The sequence below is a fragment of the Pseudomonas sp. NPDC089996 genome, from assembly GCF_044748405.1.
GTDB lineage: Bacteria > Pseudomonadota > Gammaproteobacteria > Pseudomonadales > Pseudomonadaceae > Aquipseudomonas.
The window spans coordinates 223,833-243,108 of the sequence record NZ_JBIVGA010000003.1 but is presented as its reverse complement, the minus strand read 5'-3'; the positions used below and the strand labels follow the sequence as shown (position 1 = coordinate 243,108).

Below are 19,276 nucleotides of genomic sequence, written 5' to 3'. Positions count from 1 at the left end.
GGCGTGCTGTTTAGACTCCATGCAATGCAAGCGACCGACTTGCCCCGCATAACAACAAGAAAGGTACTCCGATGAATTCCACGCTCCGCCTCGCTGCCGCGATCTCCCTCGCCTCGCTCCTGCCGCTCAGTGCCACTGCCGCCGAATCCAAAGGCAGCGTCGAGGTGGTGCACTGGTGGACCTCCGGCGGTGAAAAAGCCGCTGTCGACGTGCTCAAGGCTCAGGTCGAGAAAGATGGCTTCACCTGGAAGGATGGCGCTGTCGCAGGTGGTGGTGGTGCCACTGCCATGACGGTGCTCAAGAGCCGCGCGGTGGCGGGCAATCCGCCCGGTGTTGCGCAGATCAAGGGGCCGGACATCCAGGACTGGGCGGCCACGGGCCTGCTCGATGCCGACGTGCTCAAGGACGTCGCCAAGGAAGAAAAGTGGGACTCGCTGCTCGACAAGAAAGTCTCCGACACCGTGAAGTACGACGGCGATTATGTGGCAGTGCCGGTGAACATCCACCGCATCAACTGGCTGTGGATCAACCCTGACGTATTCAAGAAGGCCGGCATCGACAAGGCGCCGACCACCCTCGACGAGTTCTACGCTGCCGCCGACAAGCTCAAGGCTGCCGGTTTCATCCCGCTCGCTCACGGCGGGCAGCCTTGGCAGGACAGCACCGTGTTCGAAAGCGTGGTGCTGGCGGTGATGGGGCCAGAGGGCTACAAGAAAGCCTTGGTCGACCTGGACGAATCGGCGCTGACCGGCCCCGAAATGGTCAAGTCGCTCACCGAGCTGAAGAAGGTCGCCACCTATATGGACCCTGACGGCAAAGGCCAGGACTGGAACCTGGAAGCGGCCAAGGTCATCAATGGCAAGGCCGGCATGCAGATCATGGGCGACTGGGCCAAGAGCGAATGGACCCTGGCGAAGAAGACCGCGGGCAAGGACTACCAGTGCGTGCCGTTCCCCGGTACTGAAAAGGCCTTCCTCTACAACATCGACTCGCTGGTGGTGTTCAAGCAGAACGACAAGGGGACTGCGGCTGGCCAGCAGGACATCGCCCGCAAGGTCCTGGGCCAGGACTTCCAGAAGGTCTTCAGCATCAACAAGGGTTCGATCCCGGTGCGTAACGACATGCTCGCCGACATGGGCAAGTATGGCTTCGACGCCTGTGCCCAAGCCTCCGCCAAGGACTTCCTCGCCGACGCCAGGAACGGTGGCCTGCAGCCAAGCATGGCGCACAACATGGCCACCACGCTGGCCGTGCAGGGCGCCTTCTTCGATGTGGTGACCAACTACCTCAACGACCCCAAGGCCGACCCGGCCGATGCGGCGAAGAAGCTGGCGGCGGCGATCAAGGCGGCCAAGTAGACGACAGTGCGCAGGCCTGCGCGGCCCTTGGTGTGGGAGCGGCCTTGCGTCGCGAAAGGACCGCAGAGCGGTCCCAAAACCAGGCAGCGCAGTCCTTTCAGAACAGCTTCGCTCATCCTGCCCCGGGGCTGCTGTGCAGCCCTTTCGCGACGCAAGGCCGCTCCCACAAAAAGTGTGGCAGCGCCTGAAAGGTGACCCATGACAACAGCAACCGCCCAACTGCGGGCCTCCCCCCTGGACGCGCTGCAGCGCTGGCTACCGAAACTGGTGCTGGCGCCCAGCATGTTCATCGTCCTGGTGGGCTTCTACGGCTACATCCTGTGGACCTTCGTCCTGTCCTTCACCACCTCGACCTTCCTGCCGACCTACAAGTGGGCGGGCCTGGCGCAGTACGCCCGGTTGTTCGACAACGACCGTTGGTGGGTGGCAAGCAAGAACCTGATGCTGTTCGGCGGCCTGTTCATCGGCATCAGCCTTGCCATCGGTGTGCTGCTCGCGGTGCTGCTGGACCAGCGCATCCGCCGCGAAGGCTTCATCCGCACCATTTACCTTTACCCCATGGCGCTGTCGATGATCGTCACCGGCACCGCCTGGAAATGGCTGCTCAACCCCGGCATGGGCCTGGACAAATTGCTGCGTGACTGGGGCTGGGAGGGCTTTCGCCTGGACTGGCTGATAGACCCGGACCGTGTGGTGTACTGCCTGGTGATCGCCGCCGTGTGGCAGGCCTCGGGTTTCATCATGGCGATGTTCCTCGCCGGGTTGCGCGGGGTCGATCAGTCGATCATCCGCGCCGCGCAGATCGACGGTGCCAGCCTGCCACGCATCTACTGGACCGTGGTACTGCCCAGCCTGCGGCCGGTGTTCTTCAGCGCGCTGATGATCCTTTCGCACATCGCCATCAAGAGCTTCGACCTGGTGGCGGCGATGACGGCCGGTGGCCCGGGCTACTCCTCCGACCTGCCGGCGATGTTCATGTACGCCTTCACTTTCAGTCGCGGTCAGATGGGCATGGGCTCGGCCAGTGCCATCCTCATGCTCGGGGCGATCCTGGCGATCCTCGTGCCGTACCTGTACTCGGAGCTGCGGAGCAAGCGCCATGCATAGTCCTGCTGATAAACCGCCACTGAGCCTCAGCCGCCTCGCCATCCATGCCGTGCTGCTGATCGCTGTGCTGCTGTACCTGGTGCCGCTGGTGGTGATGCTGCTGACCAGCTTCAAGTCACCGGAAGACATCAGCACCGGCAACCTGCTGAGCTGGCCCGCCGTGGTCACCGGCATCGGCTGGGTCAAGGCCTGGGGAACGGTCAGTGGCTACTTCTGGAACTCGATCATGATCACCGTGCCGGCGGTGCTGATCTCCACCGCCATTGGCGCGTTGAACGGCTACGTGCTGTCGATGTGGCGCTTTCGCGGCTCGCAGCTGTTCTTCGGCCTGCTGCTGTTCGGTTGCTTCCTGCCGTTCCAGACCGTGCTGCTGCCGGCCTCGTTCACCCTCGGCAAGCTGGGCCTGGCCAGTACCACCAGCGGTCTGGTGCTGGTGCACGTGGTCTACGGCCTGGCCTTCACCACACTGTTCTTCCGCAATTTCTACGTGAGCATTCCCGATGCCCTGGTCAAGGCCGCGCGCCTGGACGGCGCCGGCTTCTTCACCATCTTTCGCCGCATCATCCTGCCGATGTCGACGCCGATCATCATGGTCTGCCTGATCTGGCAGTTCACCCAGATCTGGAACGACTTCCTGTTCGGTGTGGTGTTCTCCAGCGGCGACTCGCAACCGATCACCGTCGCCTTGAACAACCTGGTCAACACCAGCACCGGGGCCAAGGAATACAACGTCGACATGGCAGCGGCGATGATCGCCGGTCTGCCAACCCTGCTGGTCTACGTGGTGGCAGGCAAATATTTCGTCCGCGGGCTCACGGCCGGCGCGGTCAAGGGGTAAGTCATGGCAACGCTTGAACTTCGCAATGTGAACAAGACCTACGGCAGCGGCCTGCCGGACACCCTCAAGGACATCCAGCTGTCGATCAAAGATGGCGAGTTCCTGATCCTGGTCGGCCCCTCGGGCTGCGGCAAGTCGACCCTGATGAACTGCATCGCAGGGCTGGAAAACATCACTGGCGGCGCAATCCTCATCGACGATCAGGACGTCAGCGGCATGAGCCCCAAGGATCGCGACATCGCCATGGTGTTCCAGTCCTATGCGCTGTACCCGACCATGAGCGTGCGCGGCAACATCGAGTTCGGCCTGAAGATTCGCAAGATGCCGCAGGCAGCCATCGATGAAGAAGTGGCACGGGTGGCCAAGCTGCTGCAGATCGAGCACCTGCTCGCGCGCAAGCCGGCGCAGCTTTCCGGTGGCCAGCAGCAACGGGTGGCCATGGGCCGCGCGCTGGCGCGGCGGCCGAAGATCTACCTGTTCGACGAACCGCTGTCCAACCTCGACGCCAAGCTGCGGGTCGAGATGCGTACTGAAATGAAACTGATGCACCAGCGCCTGAAAACCACCACGGTGTATGTCACCCATGACCAGATCGAGGCCATGACCCTGGGCGACAAGGTGGCGGTGATGAAGGACGGCATCATCCAGCAGTTCGGCACGCCACAGCAGATCTACAACGACCCCGCCAACCAGTTCGTCGCCAGCTTCATCGGTTCGCCGCCGATGAATTTCATTCCGGTGCGTCTGGCCCGGCAGGACGGGCGCCTGCTGGCGGTGCTCGACAGTGGCCAGGCGCGATGCGAGCTGCCTCTGGGCCCGGCCAGCGATGACCTGGACGGTCGCGAGATCATCCTCGGCATCCGCCCCGAGCAGATCGCCCTGGGCGCAAGCGAGGGCAATGGCCTGCCGGGTATCCGTGCCGAGGTGCAGGTGACCGAGCCCACCGGGCCGGACCTGCTGGTGTTCGTCACCCTCAACCAGACCAAGGTCTGCTGCCGCCTGGCGCCGGACATTGCCTGCCGGGTGGGCGACACCCTCAACCTGCAGTTCGACCCGGCACGGGTGCTGCTGTTCGACGCAGCCAGCGGCGAACGTTTGCACCTGGCCAGCAGCAACACCGCCGTAAAGGACAACGTGGCTCACTTCAAGGGCCGCTAATTCGTCTACACCATCAAATAAGAAAAATGAGGACGCAAAGGGATGGAACAGCGCAATCGCATCAGGACCTTGGGTTCACTGGCCCTGCTCGCCGTGGTTGGCAGCAGCGGCGTGCAGGCTGCCGAGGCATTTTCCAGCGAGTCGAAATGGATGACCGGCGACTGGGGCGGCGCCCGCACTGAACTGCTGGAGAAGGGCTACGACTTCACGCTGGACTACGTGGGTGAGGTCGCCGGCAATCTCGATGGCGGTTATAACGACGACAAGACCGCACGCTACAGCGACCAGTTCGCCCTAGGCGCGCACCTGGATCTGCAGAAGATCTTCGGCTGGCACGATGCCGAATTCAAACTGGCGATCACCGAGCGCAGTGGCCGCAACCTGTCCAACGACCGCATCAGCGACCCGCGCGCCGGCCAGTTCAGCTCGGTGCAGGAAGTCTGGGGCCGTGGCCAGACCTGGCGCCTGACGCAGATGTGGGTCAAGCAGAAGTACTTCGACGGCGCCCTGGACGTGAAATTCGGCCGCTTCGGTGAAGGCGAGGACTTCAACAGCTTCCCCTGCGACTTCCAGAACCTGGCCTTCTGCGGCTCGCAGGTGGGCAACTGGGTGGGTGGCATCTGGTACAACTGGCCGGTCAGCCAGTGGGCGCTGCGGGTCAAGTACAACATCACCCCGGAATTCTTCGTCCAGGTCGGTGCCTTCGAGCAGAACCCGTCGAACCTGGAGACCGGCAACGGCTTCAAGCTCAGTGGCAGCGGTACCAAGGGCGCGATCCTGCCGGTGGAGATGGTCTGGTCGCCCAAGGTCAATGGCCTGCCGGGTGAGTACCGCTTGGGTTACTACTACAGCACTGCAGACGCCGAGGATGTCTACGAAGACGTCAACGGCAATCCGCAAGGTATCAGTGGCGCGGGCTTCAAGTCTCATTCCAGCAAGCACGGCTGGTGGGTTGTCGCCCAGCAGCAGGTGACCGCCCAGGCGGGGGACGTAAACCGTGGCTTGAGCCTGTTCGCCAACTTCACCGTGCACGACAAGGCCACCAACGTGGTCGACAATTACCAGCAGGTCGGTCTGGTGTACAAGGGTGCCTTCGACGCAAGGCCCAAGGATGACATCGGTTTTGGTATCGCACGCATCCATGTGAACGACGACGTGAAGAAGCGCGCGCAACAGCTCAATGCCCAGAGCGGTATCGACGACTACGACAACCCGGGCTTCGTGCCGCTGCAGCGTACCGAGTACAACGCCGAGCTCTACTACGGCTTCCATGTCACCAACTGGCTGACCGTGCGGCCAAACCTTCAGTACATCAAAAGCCCCGGCGGCGTGGACGAAGTGGACAACGCGCTGGTCGCGGGTTTGAAGATTCAGTCGTCTTTCTGAGCCTACTTGTTGTAAATTTACGCCAATCCAAATTCGGCTCCCGGCACCCACTGGCTTGCAGTGGTTGTCGGGGATACGCCGAGATAGCGCTATCTCAAACAACAAGAGCCTGGAACCATGCCTGAACATCCGCTACATCGCTTCTTTTCCTCGCAGCGGCCCCGGCCGACATTCGAGTGGGAGCGTTACCAGCAGCGCGATGTGCTGATCATCGATCATCCCCGTTGCCAGGCGGTATTCAGCCGCCAAGGCGCGCAATTGCTGCACTTCCAGCCTACCGGTGAGCGGCCGTGGCTGTGGTGCGCCGAGCAGTGGCCGCAAGTGGGCGCCATTCGCGGTGGCGTGCCGGTGTGCTGGCCCTGGTATGGCCGCCACCCCAGCGAAGACCTGTGGCCTGCTCACGGCTGGGCGCGCTTGCTGGACTGGAAGCTGGTGGACAGCCGCGAAGACGAGGAGGGTGTCAGCCTGAAGTGGCGGCTGGAGCTGTGCGACTGGCAGGTGGATCTGCACGCCAGGCTTGGCAACCGCATGGAACTGAGCCTGAGCACCGTGCACGAGGACAGCGAACCCTGCCAGTTGAGCCATGCGCTGCTGGCTTACTGGCGTATCAGTGACGTGTCCGAGATAGCGCTGTCTGGGCTTGAGGATATCGAAGGCTATGACCGCCTGAGCCGTCAGGCCTGCCGCGAAGAAGGCGCGCTCAAGCTCAAGGGTGGCTGCCAGAAAGTCTACCCGGGCACGCCGCGCGTGCAGCTGCAGGACCCGGCCTGGGAGCGCGAGCTGTGCATTGACACCGGCGACAGCGACGACACCGTGGTCTGGCACCCGGGCAATCGGCCGCTGATGGGAGTCAGCGGTCGTGAGTGCCAGGGTTTCGTCTGTGTCGAGGCGGCCAGTGGCAGTGGCGAAGGCCTGAGCCTGGCGCCGGGGCAGCGTGCGCACCTGCGGTTGCAGGCGCACCGGCTCAATTGAGCTCGTCATCCTCCATCGGATAGCGACTGGCGTTGAGGCTTTCCTTGATCTTGCGCAGGTGCGGCTGGAAGTCCACGCCGCGGCGCAGGGTCATGCCGGTGGCCAGCACGTCGAGTACGGTCAGCTGGATGATCCGCGAGGTCATCGGCATGTAGATATCGGTGTCCTCCGGCAACGGGATGTGCAGGCTCAGACTGCAAGCCTGGGCCAACGGCGAACCGGCAGCGGTCAGGCCGAGCACCGAGGCGCCGTTTTCTCGGGCCAGGCGCGCCACTTCGACCAGTTCGCGGGTGCGCCCGGTGTAGGAGATGATCACGAACAGGTCGCCGGTGTGTGCCACCGAGGCCAGCATGCGCTGCATCAGCACGTCAGCATGGGCCGATACCGCCAGGTTGAAGCGGAAGAACTTGTGCTGGGCATCGAGGGCCACCGGCGCCGAGGCGCCCAGGCCGAAGAAGTGAATTTGCCGGGCCTGGATCATCATGTCCACGGCGCGGCTGACCTGCTGCGGGTCCAGCTGCTGGCAGGCGCTGTCGAGCGAGGCGATGGCGCTGCCGAAGATCTTCTGGGTGTAGGCTGCCGGGTCGTCGTCGGCCTCCACCGCGCGGCTCACGTAGGCCGCGCCGCTGGCCAGGCTCTGCGCCAGCTGCAGCTTGAGCTCGGGGTAGCCGCTGACGCCGAATGAGCGGCAGAAGCGGTTGACGGTCGGTTCGCTGACCTTGGCCGCCTGGGCCAGTGCGGCGATGCTGAAGCGGGTGGCTTGTTGCGGGTTGAGCAAGATGACTTCGGCGACTTTGCGTTCGGCCTTGTTCAGCTCGTCGAGGCGTCCCTGGATCTGTTCCAGGAGGTTGCGCACGCGGTCCATGGGTGTGTCCTTGGGTCGGGAAGACAGCCAGCTGTGGGAGCAGTAGGCTTTTTGCACGGTCGTCTATCGTACTGTCGGTGCCGTTGGCGTACCACTTGTCTGTAACGCTCGTGTGTAATGTTGTGGTTTTTACTACATTAACCCTTGAAAACCGTGTGTGAAAGCGGTATTCCTAGACCAACTTTAGGAAAGAACCTACATCATGGCTGCGATCAGTGTCGAACCTTGCACCTTTGCCCTGTTTGGCGCCCTGGGCGACCTGGCATTGCGCAAGCTGTTTCCTGCGCTCTACCAGCTCGACCGTGCCAACCTCCTGCACGCGGACACCCGCCTGCTGGCGCTGGCCCGCGAGGCCGGCAGCACCGAGGATCACCTGAATACCATCGAGGCGCACCTGCGCCGGCATGTGGCCGAGGCCGATATCGAGCCCGCCGCATTGGGGCGTTTCCTCGGCCGCCTGAGCTACCAGCACCTGGACTTTCTGCAGCCCGAGGGCTACCTGGCACTGGCCGGCCAGTTGAACGGTGAACAGCCGCTGATCGCCTACTTTGCCACGGCGGCGGCGGTCTACGGCGCCATCTGCGAAAACCTCGACAAGGCTGGCCTGGCGGCGCGTACCCGAGTGGTGCTGGAAAAACCCATCGGCCATGACCTGGAGTCATCGCGGCGGGTCAACGATGCCGTGGCGCGTTTCTTCCCGGAGAGCCGGGTTTATCGCATCGACCACTACCTGGGCAAAGAGACAGTGCAGAACCTCATTGCCCTGCGTTTTGCCAACAGCCTGTTCGAAACCCAGTGGAACCAGAATTCCATCTCCCACGTGGAGATCACCGTGGCCGAGAAGGTCGGCATCGAGGGGCGTTGGGGCTACTTCGACAAGGCCGGCCAGCTGCGCGACATGATCCAGAACCACCTGCTGCAACTGCTCTGCCTGATCGCCATGGACCCGCCCAGCGAACTGTCGGCCGACAGCATCCGTGACGAGAAGGTCAAGGTGCTCAAGGCGCTGGCACCGATCACCGGCGATGGCTTGAGCACCCGCGTGGTGCGTGGCCAGTACATCGCGGGCTACAGCGACGGCAAGCCAGTGCCAGGTTACCTGGAGGAAGACAACTCCAACGCCCAGAGTGACACCGAAACCTTCGTCGCCCTGCGCGCCGACATCCGCAACTGGCGCTGGTCGGGCGTGCCGTTCTACCTGCGTACCGGCAAGCGCATGCCGCAGAAGCTGTCGCAGATCGTCATCCACTTCAAGGAAACGCCGCACTACATCTTCGCCCCGGAGCAGCGTTTGCAGGTCGGCAACAAGCTGATCATCCGCCTGCAGCCGGACGAAGGCATATCCTTGCGGGTGATGACCAAGGAGCAGGGCCTGGACAAGGGCATGCAACTGCGCAGCGGCCCGTTGCAGCTGAATTTTTCCGACACCTGGCGCAGTGCGCGGATTCCGGATGCCTACGAGCGCTTGCTGCTCGAAGTAATGCGCGGCAACCAGAACCTGTTCGTGCGCAAGGACGAAATCGAGTATGCCTGGAAGTGGTGCGACCAGTTGATCGCCGGCTGGCGTAACGCGGGCGATGCGCCCAAGCCTTACGCAGCGGGTTCCTGGGGGCCGATGAGCTCGATTGCATTGATCACCCGTGATGGGAGGGCGTGGTATGGCGATATCTGAATTGAAGCTGCCGGCGACCGTGCAGGTGCACGAGCTGGCGGATGCCAAAACACTGGCCACTACCCTGGCCCATGATGTGGCCGAGCGCCTGCGCGCGGCGATTGCCGCCAAGGGCCAGGCTTGCGTGGTGCTGTCCGGCGGTCGCAGCCCGGTGCCGTTCCTTGAGCAGTTGGCCAGCGAGCAGCTGGACTGGGCCAAGGTCACCGTCAGCCTCGCCGATGAGCGCTGGGTGCCGGTGGAGCACGCTGACAGCAACGCTGGCTTGCTGGCCCGCCATCTGCTCAAGGGGGCTGCCGCCAAGGCGCGCTTTGTCGGCCTCTACCAGCAGGCCGAGAACCTTGATGCCGCCGCCGCCGAAGCCGACCGGGCACTGGCCGAGTTGCCGGCCATCGACGTACTGGTGCTGGGCATGGGCGACGATGGCCATACCGCCTCGCTGTTCCCCAATAGCCCCAACCTCGCCGAAGGCCTGGCCCCGAACAGCCAGCGCCGATGCCTGCCGATGCTGGCTCCGAGCGTGCCGCATCAGCGCCTGTCGATGACCCGTTCTCTGCTGGCCAGCGCGGCATTCATCGCGCTCTCCGTGCAAGGCCAGGGCAAACTCGCTACCCTGCGCGCCGCGCTGGCGGGCAACGATTTTTCCGAAATGCCGATTCGCGCCTTTCTTCACGACCCCCTGGACATCTACTGGTGCCCATGAGCCAAGGATCCACTGTCATGACCACCCTTGAACGCCCACAGCCCAAGCTTTCGATGGCGGATAAAGCCGCCCGCATCGATGCCATCTGCGAACAGGCGCGCATCCTGCCGGTAATCACCATCGCCCGTGAGCAGGACATCCTGCCGCTGGCCGATGCCCTGGCTGCTGGCGGTATCCGCACCCTGGAGGTGACCTTGCGCTCGCAGCATGGCCTGAAAGCCATTCAGGTGCTGCGCGAGCAGCGTCCGGAGTTGTGCGTCGGCGCCGGTACCGTGCTCGATCGCAGCATGTTCGCGGCGGTCGAAGCCGCAGGTGCGCAGTTCGTCGTCACCCCCGGTATCACCCAGGATATTCTCGAAGCGGGTGTGGACAGCGAGATTCCGCTGCTGCCAGGCATCAGCACGCCGTCCGAAATCATGATGGGTTATGCGCTGGGTTACCGCCGCTTCAAGCTGTTCCCGGCGGAAATCAGCGGCGGCGTTGCAGCGATCAAGGCGTTTGGCGGCCCGTTTGGCGATATCCGCTTCTGCCCGACTGGGGGTGTGAACCCGGCCAACGTGCGCAACTACATGGCGCTGCCTAACGTGATGTGCGTGGGCGGGACCTGGATGCTCGACAGCAGCTGGATCAAGAACGGCGACTGGGCGCGGATCGAGGCGTGCAGCGCCGAGGCGATGGCACTGCTGGACGCCAACTGAATCTGTTGTGTGCTTTACGGCTTATGGGGCGCTTGGTCGGCGCCCTTTTTTTGCCTGATGTTTTTGTATCACCTGTACCGGCCCTTTCGCGGGACAGGAAAACAAAAAAGCCCGCATCAAAAGATGCGGGCTTTCTCGTTCATTGCAGTGACGCTTAGGCCGCCTTGGCTTCCTGCTGGCTCAGCGAGCGGTTCAGCGCACTGAACAATGCCTTGAAGCTGGCCGTGGTGATGTTCTCATCGATACCCACGCCATGCACCGGACGACCACCGGCCACGCGCAGTTCGATGTAGGCCGCGGCCTTGGCATTGGTGCCCGCACCAATGGCGTGCTCGTTGTAGTCCATGATTTCCACGGATACCGGCAGGCCTGCCACCAGGGCTTCCAGGGCGCCATTGCCCTTGCCGCGCCAGTGCAAGGTGGTTTCGCCCTCTCCGGCAACTTCCACTTCCACGGCGCTGTTGCCGTTCTCTTCCTGCAGGCGGTGGCTGACCAGTGCATACGGCGCGTTGGCCTGGAGGTATTCCTTGTGCAGCAGGCTGTAGATCTGCTGGGCGGTCATTTCCAGGCCCAGGCGATCGGTTTCACCCTGCACCACCTGGCTGAACTCGATCTGCATGCGACGTGGCAGGCTGATGCCGTATTCCTGCTCGAGCAGGTAGGTGATGCCGCCTTTGCCCGACTGGCTGTTGACGCGGATCACCGCCTCGTAGCTGCGGCCGATGTCGGCCGGGTCGATCGGCAGGTACGGCACTTCCCAGCGCTCGCCTTCCTGCTGCTTGGCGAAGCCTTTGCGGATAGCGTCCTGGTGCGAGCCGGAGAACGCGGTGTGCACCAGGTCGCCGACGTACGGGTGACGCGGGTGAACCGGCAGCTGGTTGCACTCTTCGACCACCTTGCGCACGCCATCGATGTCGGAGAAGTCCAGCAGCGGGTCGATGCCTTGGGTGTAGAGGTTCAGTGCCAGGGTCACCAGGTCGACGTTGCCGGTGCGCTCGCCGTTGCCGAACAGGCAGCCTTCGGCGCGGTCGGCGCCGGCCATCAGGCCCAGTTCGGTGGCTGCAATGCCGGTGCCGCGGTCGTTGTGGCAGTGCAGGCTGATGATCACGCTGTCGCGACGGCTGACATTGCGGCAGAACCACTCGATCTGGTCGGCGTAGATGTTCGGCGTGGACACTTCCACGGTGGCCGGCAGGTTGAGGATGATCTTGTGCTCGGGGGTCGGGTTCCAGACGTCGATGACCGCGTCACAGACTTCCTTGGCGAACTCCATTTCGGTGGCGCTGAAGGTTTCTGGCGAGTACTGGAAGGTCCACTGGGTTTCCGGCTGCTGGGCGGCGTATTTGACGAACAGCTTGGCCGCGTTCACCGCGATGTCCTTCACGCCTTGCTTGTCCTGGTTGAAGACGATGCGGCGGAACGACGGGCTGGTGGCGTTGTACAGGTGGACGATGGCTTTCTTCGCGCCGCGCAGCGACTCGAAGGTACGGGCGATCAGGTCTTCGCGAGCCTGGGTGAGCACCTGGATGGTGGTGTCGTCCGGGATGTGGCCGTCTTCGATCAGGGTGCGCACGAAGTCGAAGTCGGTTTGCGAGGCCGATGGGAACGAGGCTTCGATTTCCTTCACGCCAACCTGCACCAGGGTCTTCCAGAAACGCAGCTTCTTCTCGGAATCCATCGGCTCGATCAGCGACTGGTTGCCATCACGCAGGTCGGAGCTGCACCAGATCGGCGCCTCGGTGATGGTCTTCGACGGCCAGGTACGGTCAGGCAGGTCGATGGTCGGGAAAGCGCGGTATTTCTTCGATGGGTCTTTGAGCATGGTCATGGAAGCAATCCTTTTGTGTGCGGCCGAGATCGGGCCTGCCGAGCTGTAACGAGATGAGGAGGCGAGGCGACGCGAATCAGCCTGGTAGTCGGGCGCTGACCAGGCAGAGGCTGCGATGTTGTCTGAGCAGGATGAGGGTGCTGAAGGTTTTCATGCTTTCAACCCTAACCAGTGGACTGGGGGATGGCAAGCGTTCGAAAAAAATTGAGAGGAATGCTTAAAAAAAGCGCAGTGGCGATATTTTATCGCTGATATGTGTGATTGGCTTTGTATTTTTTGCGCAGTACTTTTCGATGGCGCAACACACTGGAAGTCATGTTGGCTGTGCTGGCCTTTTCGCGGGCTCGCCCGCTCCCACAGGTATTGCGCAGCCTTCGGAAGCGGCGTAGTACCTGTGGGAGCGGGCATGCCCGCGAAGCAGGCGGCACCTATCTCAAGGTTGGAACGCACCAATGAAGATCGCCGGATCCACCCGCGCATCGTTCAGGCTGACGTTCCAGTGCATGTGCGGCCCGGTCGCCCGCCCGGTCGAGCCCACGCGCCCGACCACATCACCGCGACGCAGCTGCTGGCCGACCTTCACATCGACCTTCGACATATGGCAGAACATGCTGATGAACCCCTGCCCATGGTCGACGAATACCGTGCGGCCGTTGAAGAAGTAATCGCCCACCAGGATCACCTTGCCGTTGGCCGGTGTCTTGATCGGCGTGCCGGCCGGTACGGCGAAGTCCAGCCCGGCATGCGGGTTGCGCTCTTCGCCATTGAAGAAGCGACGCACGCCGAACTTGCTCGACAGCGGCCCGTTGACGGGTTTGTCGAGGATCAGGTTGCTCGGCAGCACCGGGCTGAAGCTGCGGTACGCCTTGATCTGCTCGGCCAGTTCGCGGTCGATGCGCTTGAGATCATCCGGGTTCGGGTTGACCTGACGGGTGTTCTTCAAGGTGATGCGCTGCTCGGGGTACTTCTTGCTCCCGACGCTGAAGGGCAGGGTACGGCCGCCCTGGGTCAGCACGGCGGTGCCAGGCTTCTGGGTCAGGGGGATGCCCACGATGGCCAGCCAGTTGTCCTGCTCCTTGACCACTAGCACGGGTTTGCCATCGAACCGCGCGCTCGGCGCCGTTGCAGCCGGGCCGAGGTCGATGACCGCCACGCCACCCGGCACCGGCTTGTTCAGGCTGCGGGTGATGTAGCTGGCCTGGGCGCCTGCGGCCGGCAGCATGAGGAAGAGGGCGAGCAGGGGGGCGAACAGGCGGGGCATATGTCAGTCCAGAAGCGAGAGGGTGACCGGGGTCAGGTGGTTATCTTCGACGCGTACCTGCAGTTCGCCTTCATTCAGGCGCGCGGTCAGTCGCTGGCCGTTGCGGGTCTGCTCGGCACTGCGGATGGCCTGGCCGTGCTCGTCGAGGAGAATGCTGTAGCCGCGCGCCAGGGTCGCCAGCGGGCTGACCACCTGCAGCGTCTGCAGTTGCGACTGGAAGCGTTGGCGGCGGTCCTTGAGCACCTCGCGCATGGCCCGTGGCAGCCGCTCGGCAAGGCTGTCCAGGCGCTGGCCCAGCAGTTTCAGGGTGCGCCCCGGGTGCTGCGCGGCCAGGCGTGTATCCAGGCGTGCCAGGCGCTCGCGGCGCTGGTTGAGGTCGAGCGTGAACGCACGACGCAGGCGCATGTCGAGGTCGTCCAGGCGCTGCGCCTGCTGGCGCAGCCGTTCACCGGGATGGCGCAGGCGCCGGGTCAGTGACTCAAGGCGCAGGCGGTCGTGGGTCAGGCGGTTCTGCATGCGCAGCAGCAGGCGCCGCTGCAGGCCATCGAGGCGCTGCTGCAGGCCGCTGTTGTCGGGAGCCAGCAGTTCGGCGGCCGCCGACGGCGTGGGTGCGCGCACGTCGGCGACGAAATCGCTGATCGACACATCAGTCTCGTGGCCCACCGCACTGACGATTGGCGTCACACAGGCGGCAACGGCCCGCGCCACGGCCTCTTCGTTGAAGCACCAGAGGTCCTCCAGCGAGCCACCACCACGGGCCAGGATCAACGCGTCGAAGCCCAGCCGGTCTGCCTGCTGCAAGGCGCGGACGATCTGGTTGATCGCTTCGCGGCCCTGCACGGCAGTGGGGATCAGGTTCAGCTCGACCTGCGGCGCGCGGCGGCCGAACACGCTGATGATGTCGCGAATCACCGCGCCGGTCGGTGAGGTGATGATGCCGATGCGTCGCGGATGGGCCGGCAGCGGCTTCTTGCGCTCGGCGCTGAACAGTCCTTCGGCTCCGAGCTTTTCCTTCAGTGCCTCGAAGGCCAGGCGCAGGGCGCCGTCACCGGCCGGCTCGACCGAATCGAGGATCAGCTGATAGTCGCCACGCCCTTCGAACAGCGAAACCTTGCCGCGCACGCGCACCGCCAGGCCATCACGCAGGGCCTGGCGCACGCGGGTGGCGTTCTGCCGGAACAGTGCGCAGCGCACCTGGGCGCCGCTGTCCTTGAGGGTGAAGTACATGTGGCCGGAGGCCGGGCGGGCGAGGTTGGATATCTCGCCTTCCACCCAGACGCTACGGAACACGTCTTCCAGCAGCACGCGGGCGCGGCCGTTGAGTTGGCTGACGGTGAGGACCTCGCGGTCCAGGCCGAGTCGTTCGAAGGGGTCTTTGATCATGATGGGCATGATAAGGGGCGAGGTAGGGGGCGCCAAGTGCATGTCGGGAGATTTATAGCGGTGTCGAGATCGAGCGCCGCCCGCGCGGCGCTCGATCTCACAGGCGTCACAAAACCCAAGACATGCACCTGGCGCGCCTGCGCTGTAGAATTGCCGAACTACCGCCCCCCGCAGGCCCGTTTCGTTCATGAACACCCAGAGCATCATCGTACCCAAGCTGTCCACCGTCGAAGTGCACGAAGCCCGTGCCCGCGCCATCCTGCGCTGGCTGGTGCGCGAGAAGATCGTCGAGGAGCAACTGACCACATGCGGGCGCACCGGCAACCGCATGGGTCATGCCTTGGCGGCGGGCGCGCGCAAGGTCGCCCTGCATCCGGAAAAGCTGCCGTTCGGCGAGCCGGTCAATGGCCTGGAGGTGATGCTCAAGCGTTGCATCTACTCGCCCACCGAGGGCTTCCTTGAAGAAGCCGGCTGCCCGGAATGCCGGCGCGAGGTCGGCGAGCCGCTGTTCGAGAGCCTGGAAGAGTGGATGCCGGGGGTGAGCGACAACTTCACCTGCCCGCTGTGCGGCCATGAAGACGACATCAATGGCTTCATTTACCTGCAGCCATGTGCCTTTTCCAACCTCGGGTTCATCTTCAACAACTGGGGCGAGGCCGGGTTCACCCAGGCCTTTCTCGACAGCTTTGCCGACTGGCTCGACCAGCCAGTGGCAGTAGTGCAGGTAAAACTGCCACAAGGCTGACCGAAGGCCCTTATTTTGCATTGAGCGGCGCGCCGTGGATGAGTATAATGGCGCGCTTCCATTTTTCCCGCCCGGGAGCCCCCGCGATGCTGCGTATCAGCCAAGAAGCCCTGACCTTCGACGATATCCTCCTTGTACCTGGCTACTCCGAGGTACTGCCCAATGAAGTCAGTCTCAAGACCCGTTTGACTCGTGGCATCGAGCTGAACATTCCGCTGGTTTCCGCTGCCATGGATACCGTGACCGAAGCGCGTCTGGCCATCGCCATGGCCCAGGAAGGCGGCATCGGCATCATCCACAAGAACATGACCATCGAACAGCAGGCCGGCGAAGTGCGCAAGGTCAAGAAGTTCGAGGCTGGCGTGGTCAAGGACCCGATCACCATCGACGCCGACGCCACCGTGCGCGACCTGTTCGACCTGACCCGCCTGAACAACATCTCCGGCGTTCCGGTGCTGGCCAACGGCGACCTGGTCGGCATCGTCACCTCCCGTGACGTGCGCTTCGAAACCCGTCTGGACGCCAAGGTCCGCGACGTGATGACGCCCAAAGAGCGTCTGGTCACTGTCCGCGAAGGCGCCGACAAAAACGAAGTCCGCGAACTGCTGCACAAGCACCGCCTGGAAAAAGTCCTGATCGTCGACGACAAGTTCAACCTCAAGGGCATGATGACCGTCAAGGACATCGAAAAGGCCAAGGCCTACCCGCTGGCCAGCAAGGACGACCAGGGCCGCCTGCGCGTCGGCGCTGCGGTCGGCACCGGCAAGGACACCGGCGAGCGCGTTGCCGCCCTGGTGGCCGCCGGCGTTGACGTCGTGGTTGTCGACACCGCTCACGGTCACTCCAAAGGCGTTATCGACCGCGTTCGCTGGGTCAAGGAAACCTACCCGCAAGTGCAGGTGATCGGCGGCAACATTGCCACCGGCGCTGCGGCCAAGGCCCTGGCCGAAGCCGGCGCCGATGCCGTGAAGGTTGGCATCGGCCCGGGCTCGATCTGCACCACCCGTATCGTTGCCGGTGTCGGCGTGCCGCAGATCAGCGCCATCGCCAACGTCGCCGCAGCACTGGAAGGCACTGGCGTGCCACTGATCGCCGACGGCGGCATCCGCTTCTCCGGTGACCTGTCCAAGGCCATCGTTGCCGGTGCTTCCTGCGTGATGATGGGTTCGATGTTCGCCGGTACCGAAGAAGCGCCAGGTGAAGTCGAGCTGTTCCAGGGCCGTTCCTACAAGGCCTACCGCGGCATGGGCTCGCTGGGTGCCATGGCACAGGCGCAAGGCTCGTCTGACCGTTACTTCCAGGACTCCTCGGCCGGCGCCGAGAAGCTGGTCCCGGAAGGCATCGAAGGCCGCGTGCCTTACAAGGGCGCCCTGGCCGCGATCATCCACCAGCTGATGGGCGGCCTGCGTTCGTCCATGGGCTACACCGGCAGCGCGACCATCGAAGAGATGCGTACCAAGCCGGAATTCGTGCGTATCACCGGTGCCGGCATGGCCGAGTCCCACGTGCATGACGTGCAGATCACCAAAGAAGCCCCTAACTACCGCGTAGGCTGAGGCTTCCAGCAACATTAGCAAGCGGGGCTGTCACGACAGCCCCGCGTCGTTTCCGATTTCCACTGACGAGATTGAGTCATGGCCCTCGACATTCACGCTCACCGTATCCTGATCCTCGATTTCGGTTCCCAGTACACCCAGCTGATCGCCCGCCGCGTGCGCGAAATCGGTGTGTACTGCGAGCTGCACCCGTTCGACATGGACGACGAAGCGATCCGCGAATTCAACCCGCGCGGTATCATCCTCGCCGGCGGCCCCGAGTCGGTCCACGAAGCCAACAGCCCACGTGCCCCACAGGCCGTGTTCGACCTGAACGTGCCGTTGCTGGGCATCTGCTACGGCATGCAGACCATGTCCGAGCAATTGGGCGGCAAGGTCGAAGGTTCCGACCTGCGTGAGTTCGGTTATGCCCGCGTCGACGTGGTCGGCAAGAGCCGCCTGCTCGACGGCATCGAAGACCACGTCGACGATGACGGCGTGCTGGGCCTGGACGTGTGGATGAGCCACGGCGACAAGGTCACCCAGATGCCAGGCAACTTCAACGTGCTGGCCAGCACCCCGAGCTGCCCGATCGCCGGCATGTTCGACGATGCGCGCGGCTACTACGGCGTGCAGTTCCACCCGGAAGTGACCCACACCAAGCAGGGCGGTCGCATCCTGTCCCGCTTCGTCCAGGACATTTGCGGGTGTGAAGCCCTGTGGACCCCGTCCAACATCGTCGAAGACGCCATCGCCCAGGTGCGTGAGCAAGTCGGTTCGGCCAACGTCCTGCTGGGCCTCTCCGGCGGTGTCGACAGCTCCGTGGTTGCCGCCCTGCTGCACCGCGCCATCGGCGACCAGCTGACCTGCGTTTTCGTCGACAACGGCCTGCTGCGTCTGCACGAGGGCGACCAGGTGATGGCCATGTTCAAGGAGAACATGGGCGTCAAGGTCATCCGCGCCGACGCTGAAAAGCAGTTCCTCGACAACCTGGAAGGCGAAGCGGACCCTGAGAAGAAGCGCAAGATCATCGGCCGCACCTTCATCGACGTGTTCGATGCCGAAGCCAGCAAGCTGGACAACATCCAGTTCCTCGCCCAGGGCACCATCTACCCGGACGTGATCGAGTCGGCTGGCGCCAAGAGCGGCAAGGCCCATGTGATCAAGTCGCACCATAACGTCGGTGGCCTGCCGGAGGAGATGAACCTCAAGCTGGTCGAGCCGCTGCGTGAACTGTTCAAGGACGAAGTGCGCAAGATCGGCCTCGAGCTGGGCCTGCCGTACGATATGGTCTACCGCCACCCATTCCCGGGCCCGGGCCTTGGCGTGCGTATCCTCGGTGAAGTGAAGAAGGAATACGCCGACATCCTGCGTCGCGCCGACCACATCTTCATCGAAGAGCTGCGCAAGGCTGACTGGTACCACAAGACCAGCCAGGCGTTCGTGGTGTTCCAGCCGGTCAAGTCGGTCGGCGTCGTCGGCGACGGCCGTCGTTACGCCTGGGTCGTCGCGCTGCGTGCCGTCGAGACCGTGGACTTCATGACCGCGCGTTGGGCACACCTGCCGTACGAGCTGCTGGAAACTGTCAGCGGCCGTATCATCAACGAAATCGACGGTATCTCCCGCGTTACCTACGACGTATCGAGCAAGCCGCCGGCGACCATCGAGTGGGAATGATCTCCCTTCTCGCCTCGACCGGCATCCAGTAGCCTGATATACAGCAAAGCCCGCTTTTTAGCGGGCTTTGCTGTATGCGCCACCCGCTGTCCT

16 protein-coding genes are annotated in these 19,276 nt (G+C 63.5%); 12 read left to right on the top strand and 4 right to left on the bottom strand.

The annotated features are described in order from the left end of the window. Positions 1-71 precede the first annotated feature (71 nt). From ACIPW4_RS06625 to ACIPW4_RS06600, 6 genes are all read left to right on the top strand, one after another. A complete protein-coding gene (locus tag ACIPW4_RS06625) occupies positions 72-1,358 on the top strand; it encodes an ABC transporter substrate-binding protein (RefSeq protein ID WP_400655961.1) in 1,287 nt (428 codons plus the stop codon). 198 nt (positions 1,359-1,556) lie between these two features. Next, positions 1,557-2,465, top strand: a complete 909-nt coding sequence (locus ACIPW4_RS06620) for a carbohydrate ABC transporter permease (protein ID WP_400655959.1) — start codon at positions 1,557-1,559, stop codon at positions 2,463-2,465. Then, positions 2,458-3,303 carry a carbohydrate ABC transporter permease gene (locus ACIPW4_RS06615; RefSeq protein ID WP_400655957.1) on the top strand — a complete coding sequence of 282 codons (846 nt, stop codon included), beginning with the start codon at positions 2,458-2,460 and terminating at the stop codon, positions 3,301-3,303. The genes ACIPW4_RS06620 and ACIPW4_RS06615 overlap by 8 nt, the downstream gene beginning before the upstream one ends. Positions 3,304-3,306: 3 nt before the next feature. After that, positions 3,307-4,461, top strand: a complete 1,155-nt coding sequence (locus ACIPW4_RS06610; protein WP_400655955.1) for an ABC transporter ATP-binding protein — start codon at positions 3,307-3,309, stop codon at positions 4,459-4,461. A gap of 42 nt (positions 4,462-4,503) precedes the next feature. Next, on the top strand, positions 4,504-5,847 hold the full coding sequence (locus ACIPW4_RS06605; RefSeq protein ID WP_400655954.1) for a carbohydrate porin: 1,344 nt from the start codon (positions 4,504-4,506) through the stop codon (positions 5,845-5,847). Between the two features lie 117 nt (positions 5,848-5,964). Continuing rightward, on the top strand, positions 5,965-6,819 hold the full coding sequence (locus ACIPW4_RS06600; RefSeq protein WP_400655951.1) for a D-hexose-6-phosphate mutarotase: 855 nt from the start codon (positions 5,965-5,967) through the stop codon (positions 6,817-6,819). On the opposite strand, the gene hexR is transcribed toward ACIPW4_RS06600, so the two are convergent. After that, positions 6,812-7,675 carry a DNA-binding transcriptional regulator HexR gene (hexR, locus tag ACIPW4_RS06595; protein ID WP_400656447.1) on the bottom strand — a complete coding sequence of 288 codons (864 nt, stop codon included), beginning with the start codon at positions 7,673-7,675 and terminating at the stop codon, positions 6,812-6,814. The genes ACIPW4_RS06600 and hexR overlap by 8 nt on opposite strands. Before the next feature lie 211 nt (positions 7,676-7,886). On the opposite strand from hexR, the gene zwf reads away from it, so the two are divergent. From zwf to ACIPW4_RS06580, 3 genes are read left to right on the top strand one after another with little or no spacing between them, the layout of a single operon-like run. Next, on the top strand, positions 7,887-9,356 hold the full coding sequence (zwf, locus tag ACIPW4_RS06590) for a glucose-6-phosphate dehydrogenase (protein WP_400655950.1): 1,470 nt from the start codon (positions 7,887-7,889) through the stop codon (positions 9,354-9,356). Beyond that, positions 9,343-10,056 carry a 6-phosphogluconolactonase gene (gene pgl, locus ACIPW4_RS06585; RefSeq protein ID WP_400655948.1) on the top strand — a complete coding sequence of 238 codons (714 nt, stop codon included), beginning with the start codon at positions 9,343-9,345 and terminating at the stop codon, positions 10,054-10,056. The genes zwf and pgl overlap by 14 nt, the downstream gene beginning before the upstream one ends. Positions 10,057-10,073: 17 nt before the next feature. Beyond that, positions 10,074-10,754 carry a bifunctional 4-hydroxy-2-oxoglutarate aldolase/2-dehydro-3-deoxy-phosphogluconate aldolase gene (locus tag ACIPW4_RS06580; protein ID WP_400655947.1) on the top strand — a complete coding sequence of 227 codons (681 nt, stop codon included), beginning with the start codon at positions 10,074-10,076 and terminating at the stop codon, positions 10,752-10,754. Positions 10,755-10,908: 154 nt separating this feature from the next. Here ACIPW4_RS06580 and leuA read toward each other — a convergent pair whose 3' ends face one another. The 3 genes from leuA to xseA form a co-directional block, all read right to left on the bottom strand. Continuing rightward, positions 10,909-12,582 carry a 2-isopropylmalate synthase gene (gene leuA, locus ACIPW4_RS06575; protein ID WP_400655945.1) on the bottom strand — a complete coding sequence of 558 codons (1,674 nt, stop codon included), beginning with the start codon at positions 12,580-12,582 and terminating at the stop codon, positions 10,909-10,911. A 433-nt stretch (positions 12,583-13,015) separates the two neighbouring features. After that, entirely contained in the window at positions 13,016-13,843 is an 828-nt protein-coding gene (locus ACIPW4_RS06570; RefSeq protein ID WP_400655943.1) for a peptidoglycan DD-metalloendopeptidase family protein, read from the bottom strand. Between the two features lie 3 nt (positions 13,844-13,846). Continuing rightward, positions 13,847-15,226, bottom strand: coding sequence for an exodeoxyribonuclease VII large subunit (xseA, locus tag ACIPW4_RS06565; RefSeq protein ID WP_400656443.1), 1,380 nt, complete (start codon positions 15,224-15,226; stop codon positions 13,847-13,849). Positions 15,227-15,413: 187 nt separating this feature from the next. On the opposite strand from xseA, the gene ACIPW4_RS06560 reads away from it, so the two are divergent. The 3 genes from ACIPW4_RS06560 to guaA all read left to right on the top strand — a co-directional run bounded on the left by ACIPW4_RS06560 (position 15,414) and on the right by guaA (position 19,183). Then, positions 15,414-15,971, top strand: coding sequence for a sugar ABC transporter ATPase (locus ACIPW4_RS06560; protein WP_400655942.1), 558 nt, complete (start codon positions 15,414-15,416; stop codon positions 15,969-15,971). An 86-nt stretch (positions 15,972-16,057) separates the two neighbouring features. Continuing rightward, positions 16,058-17,527, top strand: coding sequence for an IMP dehydrogenase (guaB, locus tag ACIPW4_RS06555; protein ID WP_016713074.1), 1,470 nt, complete (start codon positions 16,058-16,060; stop codon positions 17,525-17,527). 78 nt (positions 17,528-17,605) lie between these two features. Further along, a complete protein-coding gene (gene guaA, locus ACIPW4_RS06550) occupies positions 17,606-19,183 on the top strand; it encodes a glutamine-hydrolyzing GMP synthase (protein WP_400655939.1) in 1,578 nt (525 codons plus the stop codon). Positions 19,184-19,276: the final 93 nt, after the last annotated feature.

Bases quoted from the DNA above. Each gene is read 5' to 3' on its own strand.
- ACIPW4_RS06625 (WP_400655961.1), top strand. From the start codon at position 72: ATGAATTCCACGCTCCGCCTCGCTGCCGCGATCTCCCTCGCCTCGCTC.
- ACIPW4_RS06620 (WP_400655959.1), top strand. From the start codon at position 1,557: ATGACAACAGCAACCGCCCAACTGCGGGCCTCCCCCCTGGACGCGCTG.
- ACIPW4_RS06615 (WP_400655957.1), top strand. From the start codon at position 2,458: ATGCATAGTCCTGCTGATAAACCGCCACTGAGCCTCAGCCGCCTCGCC.
- ACIPW4_RS06610 (WP_400655955.1), top strand. From the start codon at position 3,307: ATGGCAACGCTTGAACTTCGCAATGTGAACAAGACCTACGGCAGCGGC.
- ACIPW4_RS06605 (WP_400655954.1), top strand. From the start codon at position 4,504: ATGGAACAGCGCAATCGCATCAGGACCTTGGGTTCACTGGCCCTGCTC.
- ACIPW4_RS06600 (WP_400655951.1), top strand. From the start codon at position 5,965: ATGCCTGAACATCCGCTACATCGCTTCTTTTCCTCGCAGCGGCCCCGG.
- zwf (WP_400655950.1), top strand. From the start codon at position 7,887: ATGGCTGCGATCAGTGTCGAACCTTGCACCTTTGCCCTGTTTGGCGCC.
- pgl (WP_400655948.1), top strand. From the start codon at position 9,343: ATGGCGATATCTGAATTGAAGCTGCCGGCGACCGTGCAGGTGCACGAG.
- ACIPW4_RS06580 (WP_400655947.1), top strand. From the start codon at position 10,074: ATGACCACCCTTGAACGCCCACAGCCCAAGCTTTCGATGGCGGATAAA.
- leuA (WP_400655945.1), bottom strand. From the start codon at position 12,582: ATGACCATGCTCAAAGACCCATCGAAGAAATACCGCGCTTTCCCGACC.
- ACIPW4_RS06570 (WP_400655943.1), bottom strand. From the start codon at position 13,843: ATGCCCCGCCTGTTCGCCCCCCTGCTCGCCCTCTTCCTCATGCTGCCG.
- xseA (WP_400656443.1), bottom strand. From the start codon at position 15,226: ATGATCAAAGACCCCTTCGAACGACTCGGCCTGGACCGCGAGGTCCTC.
- ACIPW4_RS06560 (WP_400655942.1), top strand. From the start codon at position 15,414: ATGAACACCCAGAGCATCATCGTACCCAAGCTGTCCACCGTCGAAGTG.
- guaB (WP_016713074.1), top strand. From the start codon at position 16,058: ATGCTGCGTATCAGCCAAGAAGCCCTGACCTTCGACGATATCCTCCTT.
- guaA (WP_400655939.1), top strand. From the start codon at position 17,606: ATGGCCCTCGACATTCACGCTCACCGTATCCTGATCCTCGATTTCGGT.